Annotated in this window: 15 protein-coding genes; 12 read left to right on the top strand and 3 right to left on the bottom strand. The window is 36.5% G+C overall.

The features are described from left to right. The first annotated feature begins 592 nt into the window (after window positions 1-592). The 9 genes from LQ203_RS24470 to LQ203_RS24430 all read left to right on the top strand — a co-directional run bounded on the left by LQ203_RS24470 (window position 593) and on the right by LQ203_RS24430 (window position 10783). Window positions 593-1909, top strand: coding sequence for a PTS sugar transporter subunit IIC (locus LQ203_RS24470; RefSeq protein WP_230162208.1), 1317 nt, complete (start codon window positions 593-595; stop codon window positions 1907-1909). Between the two features lie 17 nt (window positions 1910-1926). Further along, window positions 1927-2208: a hypothetical protein gene (locus LQ203_RS24465; RefSeq protein ID WP_230162206.1), complete on the top strand. Its 282-nt coding sequence runs from the start codon at window positions 1927-1929 to the stop codon at window positions 2206-2208. 369 nt (window positions 2209-2577) lie between these two features. Next, entirely contained in the window at window positions 2578-3252 is a 675-nt protein-coding gene (locus LQ203_RS24460) for a GntR family transcriptional regulator (RefSeq protein WP_230162204.1), read from the top strand. A 36-nt stretch (window positions 3253-3288) separates the two neighbouring features. Next, window positions 3289-3597, top strand: coding sequence for a PTS sugar transporter subunit IIB (locus LQ203_RS24455; protein ID WP_230162202.1), 309 nt, complete (start codon window positions 3289-3291; stop codon window positions 3595-3597). A gap of 35 nt (window positions 3598-3632) precedes the next feature. Then, window positions 3633-3959: a PTS lactose/cellobiose transporter subunit IIA gene (locus tag LQ203_RS24450; protein WP_230162243.1), complete on the top strand. Its 327-nt coding sequence runs from the start codon at window positions 3633-3635 to the stop codon at window positions 3957-3959. A 44-nt stretch (window positions 3960-4003) separates the two neighbouring features. After that, window positions 4004-5344, top strand: a complete 1341-nt coding sequence (locus LQ203_RS24445) for a 6-phospho-beta-glucosidase (protein ID WP_230162200.1) — start codon at window positions 4004-4006, stop codon at window positions 5342-5344. A 989-nt stretch (window positions 5345-6333) separates the two neighbouring features. Next, window positions 6334-7905, top strand: coding sequence for an APC family permease (locus tag LQ203_RS24440; protein ID WP_230162198.1), 1572 nt, complete (start codon window positions 6334-6336; stop codon window positions 7903-7905). A 33-nt stretch (window positions 7906-7938) separates the two neighbouring features. Further along, window positions 7939-9258 (top strand): argininosuccinate lyase, encoded by a 1320-nt coding sequence (gene argH, locus LQ203_RS24435; RefSeq protein WP_230162196.1) that lies wholly within the window; start codon window positions 7939-7941, stop codon window positions 9256-9258. A 229-nt stretch (window positions 9259-9487) separates the two neighbouring features. Continuing rightward, complete coding sequence (locus tag LQ203_RS24430) at window positions 9488-10783, top strand: hypothetical protein (RefSeq protein ID WP_230162194.1); 1296 nt, start codon at window positions 9488-9490, stop codon at window positions 10781-10783. Window positions 10784-11212: 429 nt separating this feature from the next. On the opposite strand, the gene LQ203_RS24425 is transcribed toward LQ203_RS24430, so the two are convergent. From LQ203_RS24425 to LQ203_RS24415, 3 genes are all read right to left on the bottom strand, one after another. After that, window positions 11213-11590 carry a hotdog domain-containing protein gene (locus LQ203_RS24425; protein ID WP_230162192.1) on the bottom strand — a complete coding sequence of 126 codons (378 nt, stop codon included), beginning with the start codon at window positions 11588-11590 and terminating at the stop codon, window positions 11213-11215. Between the two features lie 425 nt (window positions 11591-12015). After that, a complete protein-coding gene (locus tag LQ203_RS24420) occupies window positions 12016-12792 on the bottom strand; it encodes an AraC family transcriptional regulator (RefSeq protein WP_230162190.1) in 777 nt (258 codons plus the stop codon). A 25-nt stretch (window positions 12793-12817) separates the two neighbouring features. Beyond that, window positions 12818-13393: a LysE family transporter gene (locus tag LQ203_RS24415; RefSeq protein ID WP_230162188.1), complete on the bottom strand. Its 576-nt coding sequence runs from the start codon at window positions 13391-13393 to the stop codon at window positions 12818-12820. A gap of 840 nt (window positions 13394-14233) precedes the next feature. Here LQ203_RS24415 and LQ203_RS24410 point away from each other — a divergent pair. The 3 genes from LQ203_RS24410 (at window position 14234) to LQ203_RS24400 (ending at window position 17983) form a co-directional block, all read left to right on the top strand. Further along, window positions 14234-15730 carry a helix-turn-helix domain-containing protein gene (locus LQ203_RS24410; RefSeq protein ID WP_230162186.1) on the top strand — a complete coding sequence of 499 codons (1497 nt, stop codon included), beginning with the start codon at window positions 14234-14236 and terminating at the stop codon, window positions 15728-15730. A 174-nt stretch (window positions 15731-15904) separates the two neighbouring features. Next, window positions 15905-17275, top strand: coding sequence for an MFS transporter (locus LQ203_RS24405; RefSeq protein ID WP_230162184.1), 1371 nt, complete (start codon window positions 15905-15907; stop codon window positions 17273-17275). Window positions 17276-17752: 477 nt separating this feature from the next. After that, window positions 17753-17983, top strand: coding sequence for a cyclase (locus LQ203_RS24400; RefSeq protein WP_230162182.1), 231 nt, complete (start codon window positions 17753-17755; stop codon window positions 17981-17983). The last annotated feature ends 218 nt before the right edge of the window (window positions 17984-18201 follow it).

Genomic DNA, 18201 nt, shown 5'->3' with positions numbered 1-18201 from the left:
TATTGGTTTCTGTCATACACGGAAAAAAAGAATTGCAGAGAGCTGTAGGAGTATGAAAAATTCAAATTTCTTCTGCTATCTTGCTTGCATCTGTGTCCTTCTTTTAAGCGGCTGCTGGAATCAACATTATTTAAAAGATGCTGACGGAAAAATATTAAATTATAAACTTCTAACGGATGAAGTTAATGATGCATTGAAAGAAAACTGAAAATTCTGACATCATGTAAGTTGGGATACATATAATGGCTTTACATCATGATACTTGGGTAGAATACAAAATTCGGATTTTAAGGCTATTGAGTGAGAAAGAGCATAAGGAAAAACTGATATCACCAAGGGTGATATACTAGGCAAAACCTAACATGTGAATTTTTTAAAGGTGAAGGCCTCCCACAATTTACTGTGGGAGGGCTTTTTTATTTCTTTTATGATTATAGGGATTCCTAGAGGCTGAACGTTTTCCTTGAAAATATTCTCCATGCAAAAAAATAAATAATATAACATTATAACGTTATATTGACAACGCTTACATTTGTAGTTACAATTATTTTATGAAAATTCAAAATATATTTTTGGAAAAGGAAGTGTGTGAATGGATAAGGTTATGAGTTTTTTAGAAAGGTATTTTCTACCTTTTGCTAACAAATTGGGATCTCAGCGGCATTTGTTGGCAATTAGGAATGGTTTAATATCAACACTGCCATTAACGATTGTTGGATCGTTATTTGTTATTTTTTTGAATTTACCTTTCGAAGGATATGAAGATTTTATTGAGCCTTATAGGCAGACACTCGATATTCCTTTCCGTTATACAGTAGGTATCATGGCATTATATGCAGCTTTTTCAGTGGGAGCATATTTGGCGCAATCCTATAAGGTGGACCAATTAAGTGCAGGGATGTTATCTGTACTGGCATTTATGATTACTTCGGCTGTACCTGTGAAGATTGTTGATCCAGTAGAAGGAGTGATTGATGCAGGCCGCTGGATTTCAATTGGCAGCTTAAGCTCTACTGCACTCTTTGGGGCGATAGTCACTTCACTAATCTCTGTGGAAATATACCGCTATATGCTGCAGAAAAACCTTACAATCAAGCTTCCAAGCAGTGTTCCTCCTGCAGTTGCCAAGTCGTTTTCAGCATTGCTGCCGACTTTAGTCATCATGCTGCTTTGGTGGGGCATCCGTTATGGCTTGAACTTCGATGTAAACACAGTAATCACTCTTATCGTATCACCATTAAAATCTTTACTGGTTGGGAATAGTTTAATAGGAGGATTGCTAACTGTCTTTATCATTCAACTATTTTGGTCATTTGGAATCCATGGAGAGGCAATTCTTGGACCTATCATCCGTCCAATGTGGGATTCGGCTATTCTTGAGAATATGGAAGCGTTTACCCAGTCGGGTAATGCACAGCACCTTCCAAATTTATTTACCGAACAATTTCTTCAATGGTTTGTTCAGCTTGGTGGATCAGGTTCTACCTTGGCCCTTGCCGTTCTATTCTTAGTCTCAAGAGCGAAATTTTTAAAGGAGTTAGGTAAACTTACAATTGTTCCAAGCCTGTTCAATATCAATGAGCCCATTGTATTTGGAACACCGATCGTTATGAATCCGATTCTAATTATCCCATTTATTTTAACGCCAATGGTGCTTACCACAATCAGTTATTTTGCAACCATTTCTGGATTGGTGCCAATGATGATGGCCAAGCTTCCATTTACCATGTTTGCTCCAGTGGGGGCGGTTATGAGTTCGAATTGGAGTTTAACTGCCGGAGCTCTTATGATTTTTAACTTTATTGTTTCATTGATTATTTACTATCCTTTCTTTAAAATGTTCGAAAAACAACAGCTTCAAGCTGCAAGTGATAGTGAACAGCAAGTGGAAGAAAAAACTGCGATGTAAAAAGGAGTGAATTCTAAGTGGTTTCTTTAATTATTGCAGGTTTAACCTTTATAGTAGCTCAAATTGTGTGCAGCCGATTGAAAACATTTAGTAAAGGCTCCGTAGTGAAAGATGTTCTTCTGGCGGTTGGAGTGATTGGATTGTCAATGGTTTTTGTGATGCTGGCAGGCAAAATAATGACCCCGATTGTTATTATCGTTACAATCGCAAGTTCAACTTATATTTCAAATAAGCTTAGATTGGCTTTGTTTGCTTCACAGAATCAACGTCAGTCCCTGATAAAAGTAAATGGAAAGTAAATCTCTTTATCTTAAACTACTGAAAGTAAGAACAATATCAAATTCGAACTCCCTAAATAAGGTCTGCAGCATAAACTCTGTTGTGAAACATGAATAAACTGGATATATAATGTATTTAGGAAACACTACCTATTCAACAACAGATCGATTAGGTGGTGGGTATGCATTCGCCAGCAGGGATTCTCAAGGAATCTAACTTCGATGATAAGTCTTGATGCTGCAGCGGCAAGTAAGTTAAGGCATTCAACTACGTAGTTTCTCCTTCATTAGGTGGATGAACTGAGAGCGTGATGCAATCAAATGATATTGAACTAGAAAGGTAGATATATCTTGAATCTTTCAAGAAAAAAGGGTCCTATCTATTTACAAGTGAAAAATATAATTAAAGATCGGGTCTTAAGTGGTGAATACCAACTTGAGATGAATATTCCTACTCATGAGCAATTAGAAAAAGAATTTAGTGTAAGTAAGATAACAATCCGCAATGCAATTGAAGAGCTTGTAGGCGAAGGGTATCTTGAAAAACGAAGTGGAAAAGGGACAAAAGTAATTAATAACAAAATCATTTCTAAATTATCAAAGGGCAAGAACTTCTCGGAACTGTTGGTGGAGAAAGGATACAGGATAAAGAAAAAATATGCGAATATCAGTATTATTCATAATCAGCCTGATACTTTCCTTTATCAGCAATTTGGAGATACATGTTTCCATGTGTCACGGATTTATTTCCTAAATGACGAGCCCTATATCTATTTCTCGCATTACTTGCCTAGTTGGTTAAAGCTACCTTTAGAAAAGGATGCATATAAAGGATCGCTCTATCATTTATTAAATGAACAAAATATATCTTTTGCACGATTTACAGACGAGTTTGATATTGAATTACCAGATGAAATTATTTGTAAGTCCCTATCGATTAGTAATAATCAAAATTTATTAAAACGAATGCGATACGCTTATGATGAGGATGATCGCCTGGTAGAATATTCAGAAGCATTCTATCAAACCAAAGTGCATAAATATGTTGTGAAATTTGAAGTATAGTCTAAAACTTATGGATAAAAAATAGGGGGAATATAAATGAATATTTTATTAGTTTGTTCAGCAGGAATGTCTACTAGTCTTTTAGTTACTAAAATGGAGAAGGCAGCAGAGGCAAAAGGAATTGAAGCAAAAATCTGGGCTGTTTCAGCAGATCAAGCGGGGGAAAATATCGATAATGCTGATGTCCTGCTATTAGGGCCTCAAGTACGTTATTTGTTAAACGATGTGAAAAAGATGGCCGAATCTAAACCAGTTGTAGTTGATGTAATCAATCAGGTTCATTATGGATTAATGAATGGGGAAGCCGTTTTAGAAACAGCGCTTGGATTAGTGAACAATCAATAATTTGGCGCCTTGCGCTTTTCTTATAGGGGGAATAAATAGTGAGTCAGAAACTATCTACGGAAAAAGTGGCGTTTCAGCTTATTTTGCACAGCGGAAATGCAAGAAGTTTGCTTATGGAAGCCATGCGTTTTGCGCGGGATAACGAATTTGAACTGGCAGAGACTAAAGTTTCAGAAGCGAAATATGAATTGAATGAAGCTCATCGCTCTCAAACGTCTTTGATCCAAAATGAAGCACTTGGGACAAGTGTAGAGTTTTCAATCCTACTTGTTCATGCGCAGGACCATTTAATGACCACGATAACTGTGAAAGAATTAACTGAAGAAATAATCTATTTACATAAAAAAATAGAAAATAGCTAAATAACATCCAAGAGTCTTTATTTTTGCAGGTGGAGGTGCGGGCAATGAAAAACGGATTGAAAATTGTAACAATTGGTGGAGGATCAAGTTATACACCAGAATTAATTGAAGGATTTATTAAGAGATATGAAGAACTGCCGGTAAGTGAGATTTGGCTGGTAGATATTGAAGAAGGAAAAGAAAAACTGCAAATTGTGGGTGATTTAGCCAAACGGATGGTGGAAAAAGCGAACCTTCCAATCGATATCCACCTAACACTTGATCGTAGGAGTGCCTTAAAGGATGCGGATTTTGTTACAACTCAATTCCGTGTTGGATTGCTCGATGCACGTGCAATCGATGAAAGGATACCGTTAAAATATCATGTTATAGGACAAGAAACCAATGGGCCGGGGGGATTATTTAAAGCCCTTCGAACTGTTCCTGTCATCCTTAATGTGGTTAAGGACATTGAGGAGTTATGTCCAGATGCCTGGCTTGTTAATTTTACAAATCCAACCGGGATTCTTACGGAGGCCATTCTTCGACATACATCATTCAGGAAGGTTGTTGGACTTTGTAATGTTCCGATTCATATGCAAATGGATATTGCGCAGATGCTTAATGCGGATGTTTCTCGTGTTCATGTCGATTTTATGGGATTAAACCATATGGTTTATGGCTCGAAGGTATTGTTAGATGGTGAAGATGTGACAGAACATGTTATCGATTTAATTGCGACTTCATCTGAAAGTATGACAATGAACAATATTAAGTCAATCGAATGGAGTCCGGAATTTATTAAAGCGCTGCGTTTAATTCCTTGTCCATATCATCGCTATTACTATAAAACGCGTGAAATGCTAGAACAGGAACTAAAAGATGCAGATGCAGAGGCAGAGGCAGAGGGTACGCGGGCAGAAGTCGTCAAGAAACTTGAATCTGATTTATTCGAATTATATAAAGACCCTAATTTGGATATTAAACCGCCACAATTGGAAAAACGAGGAGGAGCATATTATAGTGACGCTGCGTGCCGTCTGATTGCATCGTTGTATACTAATAAATGTGACATTCAGCCCGTTAATACAATTAATAATGGGGCAATCTCTTCTATCCCAAATGAATCAGCAGTAGAAGTAAGTGCAGTCATTACAAAGGACGGCCCAATGCCAATAGCAATGGGTGACCTGCCAGTAGCGGCTCAAGGACTTGTGCAGCAGATTAAATCTTTTGAAAGACTGGCTGCAGATGCTGGTGCAACAGGGAATTACCAAACGGCTTTACTTGCAATGACGATTAACCCTCTTGTACCGTCTGATATTGTAGCAAAACAAATCTTGGATGAAATGTTAGAAGCACATAAAGAACACCTGCCATTATTCACTAAAGAACCAATTGCATAACATTTATTATTTGACAGCTGGGTAACCCACAATGAATAGTGGGCAAACCCAGCTTTTTTTAATTTAATTCTTGAAAGAATTTGTCCAAGGCATACAGACTATAAATAATAAAACTAACCTAGATAGAGTGTCTATCCTGATTCGCAGCGATTTTGCCGAAGTGATTCAAGATTGTGGGAAGAAGATTAATGGGAGATTTACAACAAGCTTCGTGATGATATGTATGCTGCGATGGAATTTTTGGGAACTTAATGACTTAATGAACGGCTTTAGTGATGAAAACGGAAGAGGTGAATTCATAGACTTTCTTGAAGTGTTAGTAGAAAGAAAGTCTTGAACTCTTATTCTCAGATACAATGATTCAAAACTATGATGTATCAATTTGTGAATAGCATAGGAAGCTAAGGAAAAGTATCAGTAATAAAGGGTGAGGGCCAACCTACGATAGTACAAAAGGCAGCTAAACCACCGCGAGTAGCAACCTATGCTCGCTCAAACATCACAATAGACTACAAGAAAGCCAAGGAGAACAAGGCTAAGGGAGAAAACATAGAGAGGATCCAAGGGGCAACTATACATGTCTCGTGGTGAGGGGGAGGTCCAACAATGATAACGTTTTTTATAGGTGAAGGGGGCCATCTAAAGTAAATTAAGGAAGGCGCTAGATCCACGCGATTAGCAACCTATGTTAGCGACAAGTACTGTGCAATCTCTACTGAGCATGCCTTACTCAGTGAACGAACTCCTTTAGTATTTCGTGTTGTGAATTTTCAAAAAATTATATTGCAAAATGTAAACAATTCAAATAAAATCAATTTAAGGTAATTACGTTTTTTTGACCTTAAAATAAACCTGCAATTGAGCTAATCCTTGTTAGCTTCTCAAAGTATTAACTTAAAAATTTGAAAGGAGTTAATAATCTTAGGCACAGTACTAAGCTATCTATGTTTGCAAATAATAATATACCCCATTAAGAGAGAGGGAATCTCATGAATCAAGAACGATATTTGAAAAAGAAAATGGGCTTTTGGTCACTTACTGCACTATCTCTTGGAGGAATTATTGGATCAAGTTGGCTTTTTGGGCCATGGAATACGGCAAAAATGGCTGGACCAGCTGCTATTATGTCTTGGATTATTGCTGCATTCGTCATTACTCTAATAGCTCTTGTTTATGCTGAATTAGCAAGGGTAAGACCAGAAACTGGGGGGTTAGGTCGTTATCCCCTCTATTCCCATGGAAAGTTGCTTGCTACAGTGACTAGTTATTCGATTTGGCTTGGCTACTGTGCCACTGCACCCGTTGAATCATCGGGAGTTATTCAATACGCTAATGAGTTCTGGCCAGGCCTATATGATATATCTAAGGAGCAACTAACGACAACAGGAATTCTAGCATCGACTGTTTTAATGGTATTCTTTGTTGTGGTGAACTATTTTGGAGTGAAATTATTTGCTGTCACGAATACCATTATTACCACGATTAAATTTATAGTACCTGTCCTAACCATCATTGCTTTTTTTATGACAGGTTTTCATGAAGAGAATTATACAAGTCATGGGTTTGCACCTAATGGATATGGCGCAGGATTAAGCGCAATCTTAACTAGTGGGATATTTTTTGCCTATACAGGATTCGGGAATGTGGTAATGATGAGTGGCGAGGTGGTAAACCCAAGACGGAATATTCCACTTGCTCTTATCACATCGCTGTCAGTCTCAACCATTTTATATGTTTTACTTCAAATCGTTTTTATAGGGGCCGTACCGCCCGAAATGCTAGCTCATGGTTGGAGTGGAATTAAATTTGACTCTCCATTTGCGAATTTAGCACTTATGGCGAATATGGTTTGGCTGTCTTGGACCATTACAGCGGACGCAATGATTTCCCCAACTGGATCAGCGCTTGCTTATACAGCTGGAACTTCAAGACATGTTTTTGGAATGGCGAAAAGTGGATTCCTCCCTTCTTATTTCGGAACTATTAATAAAAGATTTGGAGTTCCAACACGTGCACTTACTCTCAATTTCCTAATCGGATTGCTTTTCTTGTTCCCTTTAAAGAGTTGGACTGCGATTGTAGCAATTGTTGGATCAATTGGTATTTTCAAATACGCTTCAGCATGTGTCACAGTCATGGTGTTTCGTAAGGTTGGTTTGACAAAAGACAACGGTATCCCAGGCATGAATTTTATTGCTCCTTTAGCCTTTGTATTTGCCACGCTACTTATTTATTGGACAAATTGGAGTAGGATTCAACTTGCCATTTGGGGATTAGCAATTGGAATTGTTGGATATTTGATTACTCATTTTATCAATAAACATAAATCGATAGAAATCATAGGTGGGATCTATCTTGTTATTTATATTCTGATGCTCGTTGGGATAGCATCAATCGGAAATTTTGGTGGTAAGGGTATTATTCCAGAGCCATTTATGTCTTACATCGTGGCAATAATAGGATTCGTTTTTTACTATTTTGCTGTTTATAACGGTGTTTGGTATATGCGAAAAAAGGGGAACGTTCAAGAATTGCAAGATATGGATAATACAGATATTTAAAAACAATTTCATTTTACAAAAGGAGAAATGGTTATGAAACTATGGGGTGGACGTTTTAGAAAAGAAGAAAATAAATTAATGGAGGACTTTAATAGTTCTCTTCATGTTGATAAGAGACTTTATTCTGAAGATATTAAAGGGAGTATTGCACATGTAAATATGCTTGTGAAATGTGAATTGCTTACCAAGGAAGAAGGAGAAAGTATTATAACGTCTCTTCTTTCTATATTGGAAGATATCGAGAGCGGATCATTAGTGATCGAAGGCTATTTTGAAGATATTCATAGTTTTGTTGAAGCAAAATTAACGGAACGAATAGGTGAAACAGCAAAAAAACTCCATACAGCAAGAAGTCGAAATGATCAAGTTGCTTTAGATATCAGGCTTTACGCTAAAAATAAGGCGTTAGAAGTGATCGAGTATATTGAAGAGCTTCAAAATAACCTGGAAGAAAAGGCAAAAGCAAACAATGTGATTATGCCAGGATACACCCATCTACAGCGAGCTCAAGTAGTAACTCTTAAGCACCATTTAATGGCCTATTTTAATATGCTGGATAGGGACAGAAAAAGAGTTCTTAATGCAATTGAAATTATGAACGAAAGTCCACTGGGGTGTGGAGCATTGGCAGGGACGACTCATAATATAGACCGAGAAATGACAGCAGAGGAGTTAGGATTCTCAAAACCTGTAAACAATTTCCTTGATGGTGTTAGTGATAGAGATTACCTTTTAGAATTAATGTCTAGTTTTTCAATCATCATGATGCATTTAAGCAGATTAAGTGAAGAACTGATTTTATGGAGTAGTCAAGAGTTTAAATTTATTAGTATTGATGATGCATATTCTACAGGTAGTAGTATTATGCCCCAAAAGAAAAATCCTGATGCAGCAGAGCTTATAAGAGGAAAAACAGGACGAGTATATGGTTCGCTTACTTCACTTTTAACAACGATGAAAGGGCTACCATTGGCTTATAATAAAGATATGCAGGAAGATAAAGAACCATTTTTTGATGCATTGGATACAGTTTTGTCTTGTTTAGAAATTATGTCTAATATGATTTCTACTATGAAGGTGAATACTGAAAATATGAAAAAAGCTGTAAAATATGGCTTTCTCAATGCAACAGAAGTAGCTGATTATTTAGTTAGCAAAGGGGTTGCCTTTAGAGATGCCCACAGTATTGTTGGTTCTATTGTCATTTATTGTGAAGATCATAATAAATCAATAGAAGAGTTGACTCTAGAAGAATTGAAGAGCTTAAATCCATTAATTGAAGGGGACTTATATGACTTTATTGATTATCAAAATATATTAAATAAAGGCATTAAGGTGAATTTGTTAAAATAATCTAGTTTTTTCTAATTGAAGAGCTATAGCATAGAAGATAAGTACGTTCTATGCTAATAGCTCTTTTAAAATTCCCTTTTTAATCGGTCAATATTTTCTTTTAACGAATCAAGAGATACAATGACTTGTGATAAAATATTTTCCCAATAGAAGAAGGATTAAACTTTAATTTCCTCCATTTTAAAGATAAGATTAAAGAAATGAAGTTTTTTGAACTAAGGAGAAAAACATGTATAAAATTGGGGTAATTGGTCCTGTTTCATCAGTTGAGCGAATTATTAATTTAGGTAAAGAATATGAGTCAATCATGGAATTTAAAGCCTACCCATATGAGGATTTCAGAGAAACTGAAAAAATCGTTTTGGAATTCAATAAAAACGTGGATGTCTGGTTTTTTTCTGGCCAAATTTCATATATGGTTGCAAAAAATACTGTAGGAATAGGGGAAAATCTATTATATATTGATCATACTGAATCAGGCATCTATAAAAGTCTTTTGCATATGGGGTATTTTCAAAAGGAATTTTTAAGTAAAGTAAGTATCGACGAAATAACTACAACCCATTTAGAGCAGGCGTTAAAACAAATTGATATTACTCCAAAAGAAATGTATATAAAAAACTTCAATATTGATTCAAACACGGAAGAATTAATCGCATTCCATCTTGATTTATGGAAAGCCGGAAAAACGGAAGGTGCACTAACTTGTTTCGAGGCTGTATATCTAAATTTAAAAGAAGCAGGTGTACCAACCTATCGAATATCTACAACTGATATGGAAATTCGCCAATCATTAAGAATACTTGCAGAAAAATCGAGAACTTTTTACTTTAGAGACACCCAGATTGGTGTTCAAATTATTGAAATTGAACATTTTGATAAGATATTTGAGAAAGCTAAAAGCTCGTACCATCTGCAATTTTTAGAGATAAAATTAAAAGAAACTCTTCTTAAATTTTGCGAACAATTGGAGGGGTCATTAGTTGAGAAGGGAAACGGCCGTTACTTTATCTTTAGTACACGGGGTACAATTGAATCTAAAATAAAAGATTTAAAAGATACGGTCTTTATGTTGTCAAATGAATCCAATGCTACTGTAACCGTAGGAATCGGATATGGTCAAACACTTCACTCAGCAGAAATAAACGCTCAACGTGCCATCCAACTTTCAAAAGAAAAGTCAGAGAAGGGCATCGTCATTGTACAAGAGGACGGAACAATGATCGAGTCTGTGGGTGAAGAGGAAGAATTACGTTTTTCTTACCGGATAGATGACAAGGGTTTTATGGAAAAACTAAAAAAAGCCAAAATAAGTGTGAAAAATTATAATAAATTAAATGCTTTAGTTAACAGATTGAAATTAAAAGATTTTACAATAAAAGATTTAACAACGCATCTCTATTGGGATGAAAGTAATGCACGGCGTATTGTAGTAAGTTTATGTGAAGTTAATTTAGCAGAAATCATTGGTGAAGAATCTTATTCTTCTCGAGGAAGACCAAGTAAAATTTATCGTTTAAAATAAGCACCCATTTTTCAGGTGTTTTTAGACTTTTAGCTTTTATCCCTACTGGCAGTATGTAAGTGAACCTCGGTACTAATGTTCATCTTTATCACCTCTAACTCAATACTACAATTGCACAATTAAATGGATCTTCTTATTATAAAAACAAAAACTACTGTCATTTTTGGAGATATTTTGCGCTTATTTTAAGTGTTATGTTGCACATCAAACTTTAAAACCCAGCTACCTTCACATGAGAAGATTAGCTGGGTTTCTAAATTATTTACATCCAATCATTTATAGAACGTTATGATCTGTTTAGTAAAAAAAGTGACTGCTCAATGTTCGGCAATTGTGCCCGATTGAGGAATATGGAAAATGTAAAAAAGGTAAAAAAAAGGCACCTCAGCTATTTTACTAAAGCACCTAGTTAAAGAAAGTATAAAGAATTTAAAGGATTACACCTGAAAAATCCCCTTGTAATACTTCTTTTTCATTCTGATTTTTACATAAAAAGGATGCAATAATAGCAGTTCTATTATTTTCTTGCCTTTCGTATTTTTCAATTTTAACTTCACAAATGATTGTATCCCCGGTAAACACAGGTCTTAAAAACTCGAAATTCATAGTACGAGCCAGTACGTTATGATCTCCACCTACTTTTGTTGGTAGAGTTGCCGTTAATAACCCTTGAACTACAAGTTTTCCCTGTTCATCCGGGGTTATATGATGAATCCCTTCATCACCTGAAATCTCTGTAAATAACTCAACATCCCTTACTGTAAAAGTCCGTTCAAACGTAATGATATCCCCTACCTTTAATGACATATAAATCTCCCCCTGAAGGTTATATCCTGTATGGTTAATACCCGGACAAAACGCGAATTTAATATCCTAATAACTAACAATGTCGTTGAAGTATTGTTTTGGTAATTTGTTTTCAATTAAGCTTTTGGATATAAGATATCCATCTGAGGTACGGAAGATAAAAACGCTGTTTAGAATGACCAAAAACGTTCGTTTTAAGCTATGTGAGAAAATAATGAGGTTTCCAAACTTTCGGCTTTATGTTCTTATTCATCCATTTCTTTTGTGGTGCTTGGTATGGGGTGACGGCGATCTACTCCCAGCTTCATCTAGAAAAATTTATTCAAATCCTGCTCGATGAAATGATTCGTTCCGGAGGAGCAAACTGGCACAATAATCATTTCTTACATTCAATGACTGACCAATATGATCGAACAAACTCCTCCTCAATTTAATTGTGACATATATTCAAATGCAGTTGTTCCATATACGCTTCTAAAGTGTTTATTTAAATGGGATAAATCAACAAAACCACATTCCGCTACTACTGAATAAATATCTCCATCCTTTTCTATTAACTGCTTTGCACGTTCTATCTTGCAGTTAAGAAAGTATTGGTATGGTGGAATTCCAGTATGGGCTTTGAATAATCTGATAAACTGAAATTTCGATAAATCAAGCTCTTTACATATCTCGTCAAGTTTAAGTACATTTTCTAAGTTGGTATGAAGCATATCCTTTGCTTTTCTAATTAGAACGTTATCTTTCTTATAGTTTGGAGAAAGATTAGTTTGAATAAGGCTATCTGTGAGGGATAAGAGTAATTCGCTGCACAAAGCCTCATCTTTCTCGCTTAAAATTGCATTAGCAAGACTTAATATTCTTTGTTCAAGTCTATAGTCATACACAATAGGAGTTGAAAAACGTACTATATCCTTTTTCTCAGCAACCTCTAAAAGCAATTGTGGCTCAATATATAGCATCACATAATCAAGCCCTGCCTTATCATGTGCCATTCCGTCATGTGCTTGTTCTTGATTAAAAAGCATTACACCCTTTGGATATGATAATTGTAAACTGCCTTCCAAGTTATAATGTTGAATACCACGCAAAGTTACACCTATGGCATACTCCATGTGAGAGTGCTTTTTATACGTAAAATCAGTAATATTTGCTGACAATGCAGTAATACCTGCCGATTTTTTATAGATAAATTTGTCCATTACATTCACCTCATGATTAATTTACCTACATCCATATCATCACTGCAGAATAAGCTAAAAATAATGCCATTATTACATTAACAATCTTACTATGATTCTGTAAAAACTTTTTGAAAATTGTACCGAAAAGAACCCATGTAATAAATGCCAAAAGTCCAATAAGAGTTATAGCTAAAACACTTATAGTGACCGCAGACATTGCGGTATAGTGCGGCATAATAAAACTGGGAATTACAGTCATTGTAAATAATACCACCTTTGGATTTAAAAACTGCATAAGAAAGCCTGACCTAAAGGTAGCAGTTTTGTTTACATTGGGTTTTGATGTATCCATTTTGTAAATTTGATAAGCGAGATAGAACATATAAAGGCTTCCGACTATCTGCATTACAATTAAGATTTTTGGTATTATCGTTACAAGCAAAGTATTCAACATAGCGGAAATAACCAGTAATACACCAAAAGCAATCGTTGCTCCATACGTATATTCCAATGCCTTTTTTGGACCAAAACTATGCACTGTGGATAGTATGACGATATTAGTAGGTCCTGGTGTAAAAGTAACAATAAAACAGTATATTAAAAAAGATGTAATATTCATGAGGAAAACTCCTTTCAAGGTAATCTCATGGAATTATACATCTTAAAATTAAATGGCATATAGTATATTATTGCAGGATTATTCTATGCGGAGCATGAAATGGCCTATAGCCCATAGTTTTCAAGGGTGTCCTCGAATGCCTTTATATCGCACTTTTAAGGAGGGCATTAATACTTAAATGAACTGTAGTTTCCGATAGGTTTCGATAGTGTGTGACCAGAGTATGACCAATATTTTGATAGAAATTAATCGCTAGTTTAATGAAGATTTTGAGATGTGATAGTGTCAAATAGTAATAAAAGTTATTGTTAATTGTATCCCTTTGGTTTATCAGCAAGAGAGCATTTTTCTGGAGGAGAGTAATAGTTGAACGGTCACTCTCTATTACCTCCGACAAACATTAAAATGCTGAAGGGACGGTATAAATGATGTGATCTATGACTTTTGTTCGGCTGGTGCAGGTATAATTAATCGATGAGACAGGATGGTGTTGGGCATATATTCAATGCTATTGAAATCATACGAAAGTCCGCAGGCCTCACCCACTTTGCATATTAGACTGAGGGAGTTCAAATAGGTGGGAATATTTTTATATATGAAATAGGTTTTTTTTCGTCTATGCTGAAAATAAAAAAGAGGGTAAAGGCGTATGAATATCACTGATTTACTTATTTTGTCTGTGGTTATAGGCTTAATTAATGGTTTTAAGGACAAGAATTTTAAAACGAAAAGTTTTTGCACCAGAATCCTTAATCTGATAGACACTGTAGTGATGTGATGAAAATAAGCTTGGTTTGGAGATAATTAATAAGAAAAAATCTATCATAAGGGAGTTCCTGTATGGTCAAATTGTTAATTGCTGATCGCGATCAAAATGAACGAACAGGGATTGGCTGGCTAGTTTCTTCGTTTGCGATTCCATTTGATCACATTCTGTTAGCAGGCTCAGTATCTGAGGTATTTCATCTAATAGAGTCAGAAGTACCAGATGTTGTTTGCATTGAACTCGATATGATTCCAAAGGATACGTGGGACAGCTTTAAGGAGCTGACAAAACGGTACATACAAAAAGTCATCGTCATGACGGCTGAAGCCACATTTGAACGTGCGCTTCAAGGCATCGACCTTCATGCCTATGATCTATGGGTAAAACCTCAGTCGCCTGACCATATTAAACGAGTATTAACCCAGTGCTGCAAGGCCGTTTCCCAAACTGGGGGGAAACAAGAGCCATCGGCTCAAATTGAGGTGCCTTCCGTATCTTACAGTTCTTTATTCGTGCATCAAGAAACGTTGGGCGCCAATTTCCGATTAATGCTGATGCAGTTGGAAAATTCGAAGAAACAACCTATACTGCTATCTTTTTTACAAGAATATCCCTTTAAGAACCGGCCGGTTGTATTGCCGCTAAGCGACATGATCGTTTCTGTTTTTTCATTCGATAACCAGCAGCCACAGCCACTCAAACAATTAAAGCACATAGGCAATCGGATTCTAACCGAATGGGAAGAGCAGTTTTCGGAGCCCATGTCACTAGTTTTATATGATACTAATGACCCGTTGCTTTCGTTAAATGAAAAATATCTTCATGCGAAGCAAGCGCTAGAAATTCGTTTTTTCAAAGGATATCGACAGCTTTCGGTCATTGAGGATAAGGTGAACTGGGTTATGATCGATCCGTTTTTAACCCCATCTGAACAGCGCGAATGGATTGACATGCTGAACGAAGGTGACAGGGACAAAATTAAGCAGTGGATGTATAAAGAATTTTTGAATAAGGAAGATCCCTATCCCGAGCCAGGTTTATTGCGAACCCGGTTAACAAGCTTATTAGCCCAAGTCCGCCGCTTCATGAAGTCATTTTACCTTGACGAAGGGATGCTTGAGAGACGTTATCATCAAGTATTTGAATCCATCCTATACAATCCGATTCTATATCGGATCGTCCAGGAGTTATTACTGTTCTTATATGAAGTTCTTGATCGGGCAAATAACAATCAAGAAAACGCTCGTATAAATGTGATTGAGCAGGCCATCCGGTACATTGAGGAGCATTTTACTAACCCTGAGCTAAGGCTTGAGGACGTTGCTACCCATGTAAACAGAAGCCCTGCATATTTTAGCTCGCTCTTAACAAAAAAACAAGGAAGCTCGTTCCGACAGCTATTAACAAAGATACGGATAAACGAAGCGCAGCGTCTATTGATAGATACAAAACTCTCGATTCAACATGTAGCAGATAAAACAGGATTTAAAAATGCAAATTACTTTAGCAAGATTTTTAAGGAAAAAAACGGTTCAACCCCTCGTTCATTTAGAAATCGTAAAAAAGTATAGAAATATAAAATAATTATAGTTATTAGTTGTAAGCGTTTTATATTACACTTTAATTTCGAAAAAAATTAGAAAAATTCAAAAAATAGACGTCTGTTTTCAATCGCTTTCTTTCTCTAAACTAGAGAAGTAGGAAGTGTCCCAAAAATCAAATTAAAAAGGGGAAAGAAGACGCTTATGATCGAACAAAAATTTAAGATGGATGACGCTCCACTTAACAAGTTCCATATGAAAATTACAGCGCTTACTTTTGGCTCAAATTTCTCGGATGGGTATGCTCTTGGGATTATTGGTGTGGCACTTACTCTCCTTAGCCCACAAATGGAACTCAATTCGATGTGGGTAGGACTAATTGGAAGTTCTGCTTTGATCGGGCTCTTTTTCGGTAGTCTAGTACTTGGAGGGTTATCTGACCGCATAGGCAGACAGAAAATATACCTGCTTAACTTCTTATTGGTCACTATAGCTTCGTTGCTGCAACTATTTGTGGATAGTCCCGCAGAGTTGTTAATTTTGCGGTTACTGATAGGTTTTGCTCTCGGAGGCGATTATGCAGTCGGATCGACTTTACTTGCCGAGTTCGCGCCTAGAAAGTATAGGGGGTTCTTACTGGCTTCTCTAAATGTGCTCTGGACGGTAGGTTACGTCTGTGCAACCATTGTCGGATATTATTTAGGACAATCTGGTCCGGAATCATGGCGTTGGATGCTTGCTAGTGCTGCAATCCCTGCATTCATTGTCCTGATACTGCGAATCGGCACGCCTGAATCACCACAATGGCTCATCAGCATGGGACGTATTGATGAAGCACGCCATATCGTAAAGAAGTATATCGGGCCTAATGCGGAAATCGACGAAACTGTTATTGAGACTCAATATAAAAATGGCTTTCGTGCTCTTTTCAACAAAAAATTCCGGAAGCGAACAGCTTTTGGAAGTCTATTTTATGTCTGTATTGTCATTCCGTACTTTGCCATCTACACATTCCTGCCGTCTATCTTAAATAGTATGGGTTTAGCAGAAAACTTCACTGTAGACCTGTGGTTAAACATATTCCTAATCTTGGGTTCGGTTGCGGGTCTTTGGCTTATGGAGAAATTTTCTCGTAGAGGTTTCACGATTAGTACGTTTGCAATCCTGACCGTTTGCTTGCTTATGCTTAGCATTTTTCATGAACCTAAAATTTTAGTAATTCCAATTTTTCTGGCTTTTACTTTTATAATATCAGCAAATTCAAATCTTACGCTAACATATCCGGCCGAACTTTTCCCAACCGAAATTCGCGCATCAGGGGTTGGTTTTGTGACAGCGTTCAGCCGAATTGGATCTGCTATAGGGACTTTCCTCTTGCCCCTTAGTATGAACACTATAGGGTTGGATGCCTCGATGATTGGAATGACGGCTATTCTGTTAATTGGTACTATTATTTCGATTGCCTGGGCACCGGAGACAAAGTCACTCTCTTTAAGCGAGGCAAGTAATCCTTTTAATGAAGCAAGTAATTCAAATTCAAACTTAAACCCCTTAAACCATAAGAAGATTAATTGACATGAAAGAGGAGTACCTTTCCAATTCTGAAAAGAGAGGTCTCGTTGCAAAATTTTACTAATCCAATGGCGACATGAAACTTCTAACAGATGAAAGTGGGATGAAATACAAAGTATTAAGCAAACTGGAACATAAACTCCTTAATGCTAGGAAACATGATAAGAACACGGTTATAGTGTTGAGTATAAAAATCTGGTGTATTTTTAAAATCAGCTGGTGAAAAAGTTGAACCCATTTTTAGTAGGGCTGAAGTAGCAGGTGAAGATGACGAATATGTAATGATTTTGCTCCGGTTAAGGACCGGCAAGACTGCTTGCTTGAAGTTGGTAACAATATTAATCTTCCGTAATAGGGCGCGATTCTTTTATAAGAATCGCTTTTCTTATGGCACTAACGGGGCAGGATTTGTTCGAGAAGGTTATTGTTTCATTCAACTAGAATATATATAACTCAAAACTAATATAAGGTGGATTTATAATGGAGAAAAGAGTTCGATTCGACTTTGAAATCGAGTTCACTAATGGCGGTGGATTACAGGGACAGGATTTTCGTCTTGATATTGATGGAGATGACATTACTGATGAAGAGTTAGCGAATTATATCGTAGAGGATATGAGGTTGCTAATGGTTGGGGAAGTTAGGATACTCAACAAAAAAATAATTAATGAAAAACATAAACGAAAAACTGTTGATAAGAAGTTTGAATAATAAACTCAACAAAATTGAGATGTTAAATAGGTGGTATTGGTTAAACTAACAGGTGTGTTAGCTTAAGATTGGAGCTGTCTTTAAGGCAGCTTTTTCGTGCGCCCGGCATGGGTGCAATCTATAGGGTGCGAGTCCCGAACCATGAAGGCAGTAGTAATGGTTAGCTTAATGCAAGGGTGTCCATGGTGACGTGGAATCTGAAGGAAGCAAGCGGCAAA

The sequence above is a fragment of the Peribacillus sp. Bi96 genome (assembly GCF_918698115.1).
Classification (GTDB): Bacteria; Bacillota; Bacilli; order Bacillales; family DSM-1321; genus Peribacillus.
The sequence above is the reverse complement of the archived record's forward strand: the minus strand, read 5'-3'. Positions and strand labels throughout refer to the sequence as shown.

Bases quoted from the DNA above. Each gene is read 5' to 3' on its own strand.
- LQ203_RS24470 (WP_230162208.1), top strand. From the start codon at position 593: ATGGATAAGGTTATGAGTTTTTTAGAAAGGTATTTTCTACCTTTTGCT.
- LQ203_RS24455 (WP_230162202.1), top strand. From the start codon at position 3,289: ATGAATATTTTATTAGTTTGTTCAGCAGGAATGTCTACTAGTCTTTTA.
- LQ203_RS24445 (WP_230162200.1), top strand. From the start codon at position 4,004: ATGAAAAACGGATTGAAAATTGTAACAATTGGTGGAGGATCAAGTTAT.
- LQ203_RS24440 (WP_230162198.1), top strand. From the start codon at position 6,334: ATGAATCAAGAACGATATTTGAAAAAGAAAATGGGCTTTTGGTCACTT.
- argH (WP_230162196.1), top strand. From the start codon at position 7,939: ATGAAACTATGGGGTGGACGTTTTAGAAAAGAAGAAAATAAATTAATG.
- LQ203_RS24430 (WP_230162194.1), top strand. From the start codon at position 9,488: ATGTATAAAATTGGGGTAATTGGTCCTGTTTCATCAGTTGAGCGAATT.
- LQ203_RS24425 (WP_230162192.1), bottom strand. From the start codon at position 11,590: ATGTCATTAAAGGTAGGGGATATCATTACGTTTGAACGGACTTTTACA.
- LQ203_RS24420 (WP_230162190.1), bottom strand. From the start codon at position 12,792: ATGGACAAATTTATCTATAAAAAATCGGCAGGTATTACTGCATTGTCA.
- LQ203_RS24415 (WP_230162188.1), bottom strand. From the start codon at position 13,393: ATGAATATTACATCTTTTTTAATATACTGTTTTATTGTTACTTTTACA.
- LQ203_RS24410 (WP_230162186.1), top strand. From the start codon at position 14,234: ATGGTCAAATTGTTAATTGCTGATCGCGATCAAAATGAACGAACAGGG.
- LQ203_RS24405 (WP_230162184.1), top strand. From the start codon at position 15,905: ATGATCGAACAAAAATTTAAGATGGATGACGCTCCACTTAACAAGTTC.
- LQ203_RS24400 (WP_230162182.1), top strand. From the start codon at position 17,753: ATGGAGAAAAGAGTTCGATTCGACTTTGAAATCGAGTTCACTAATGGC.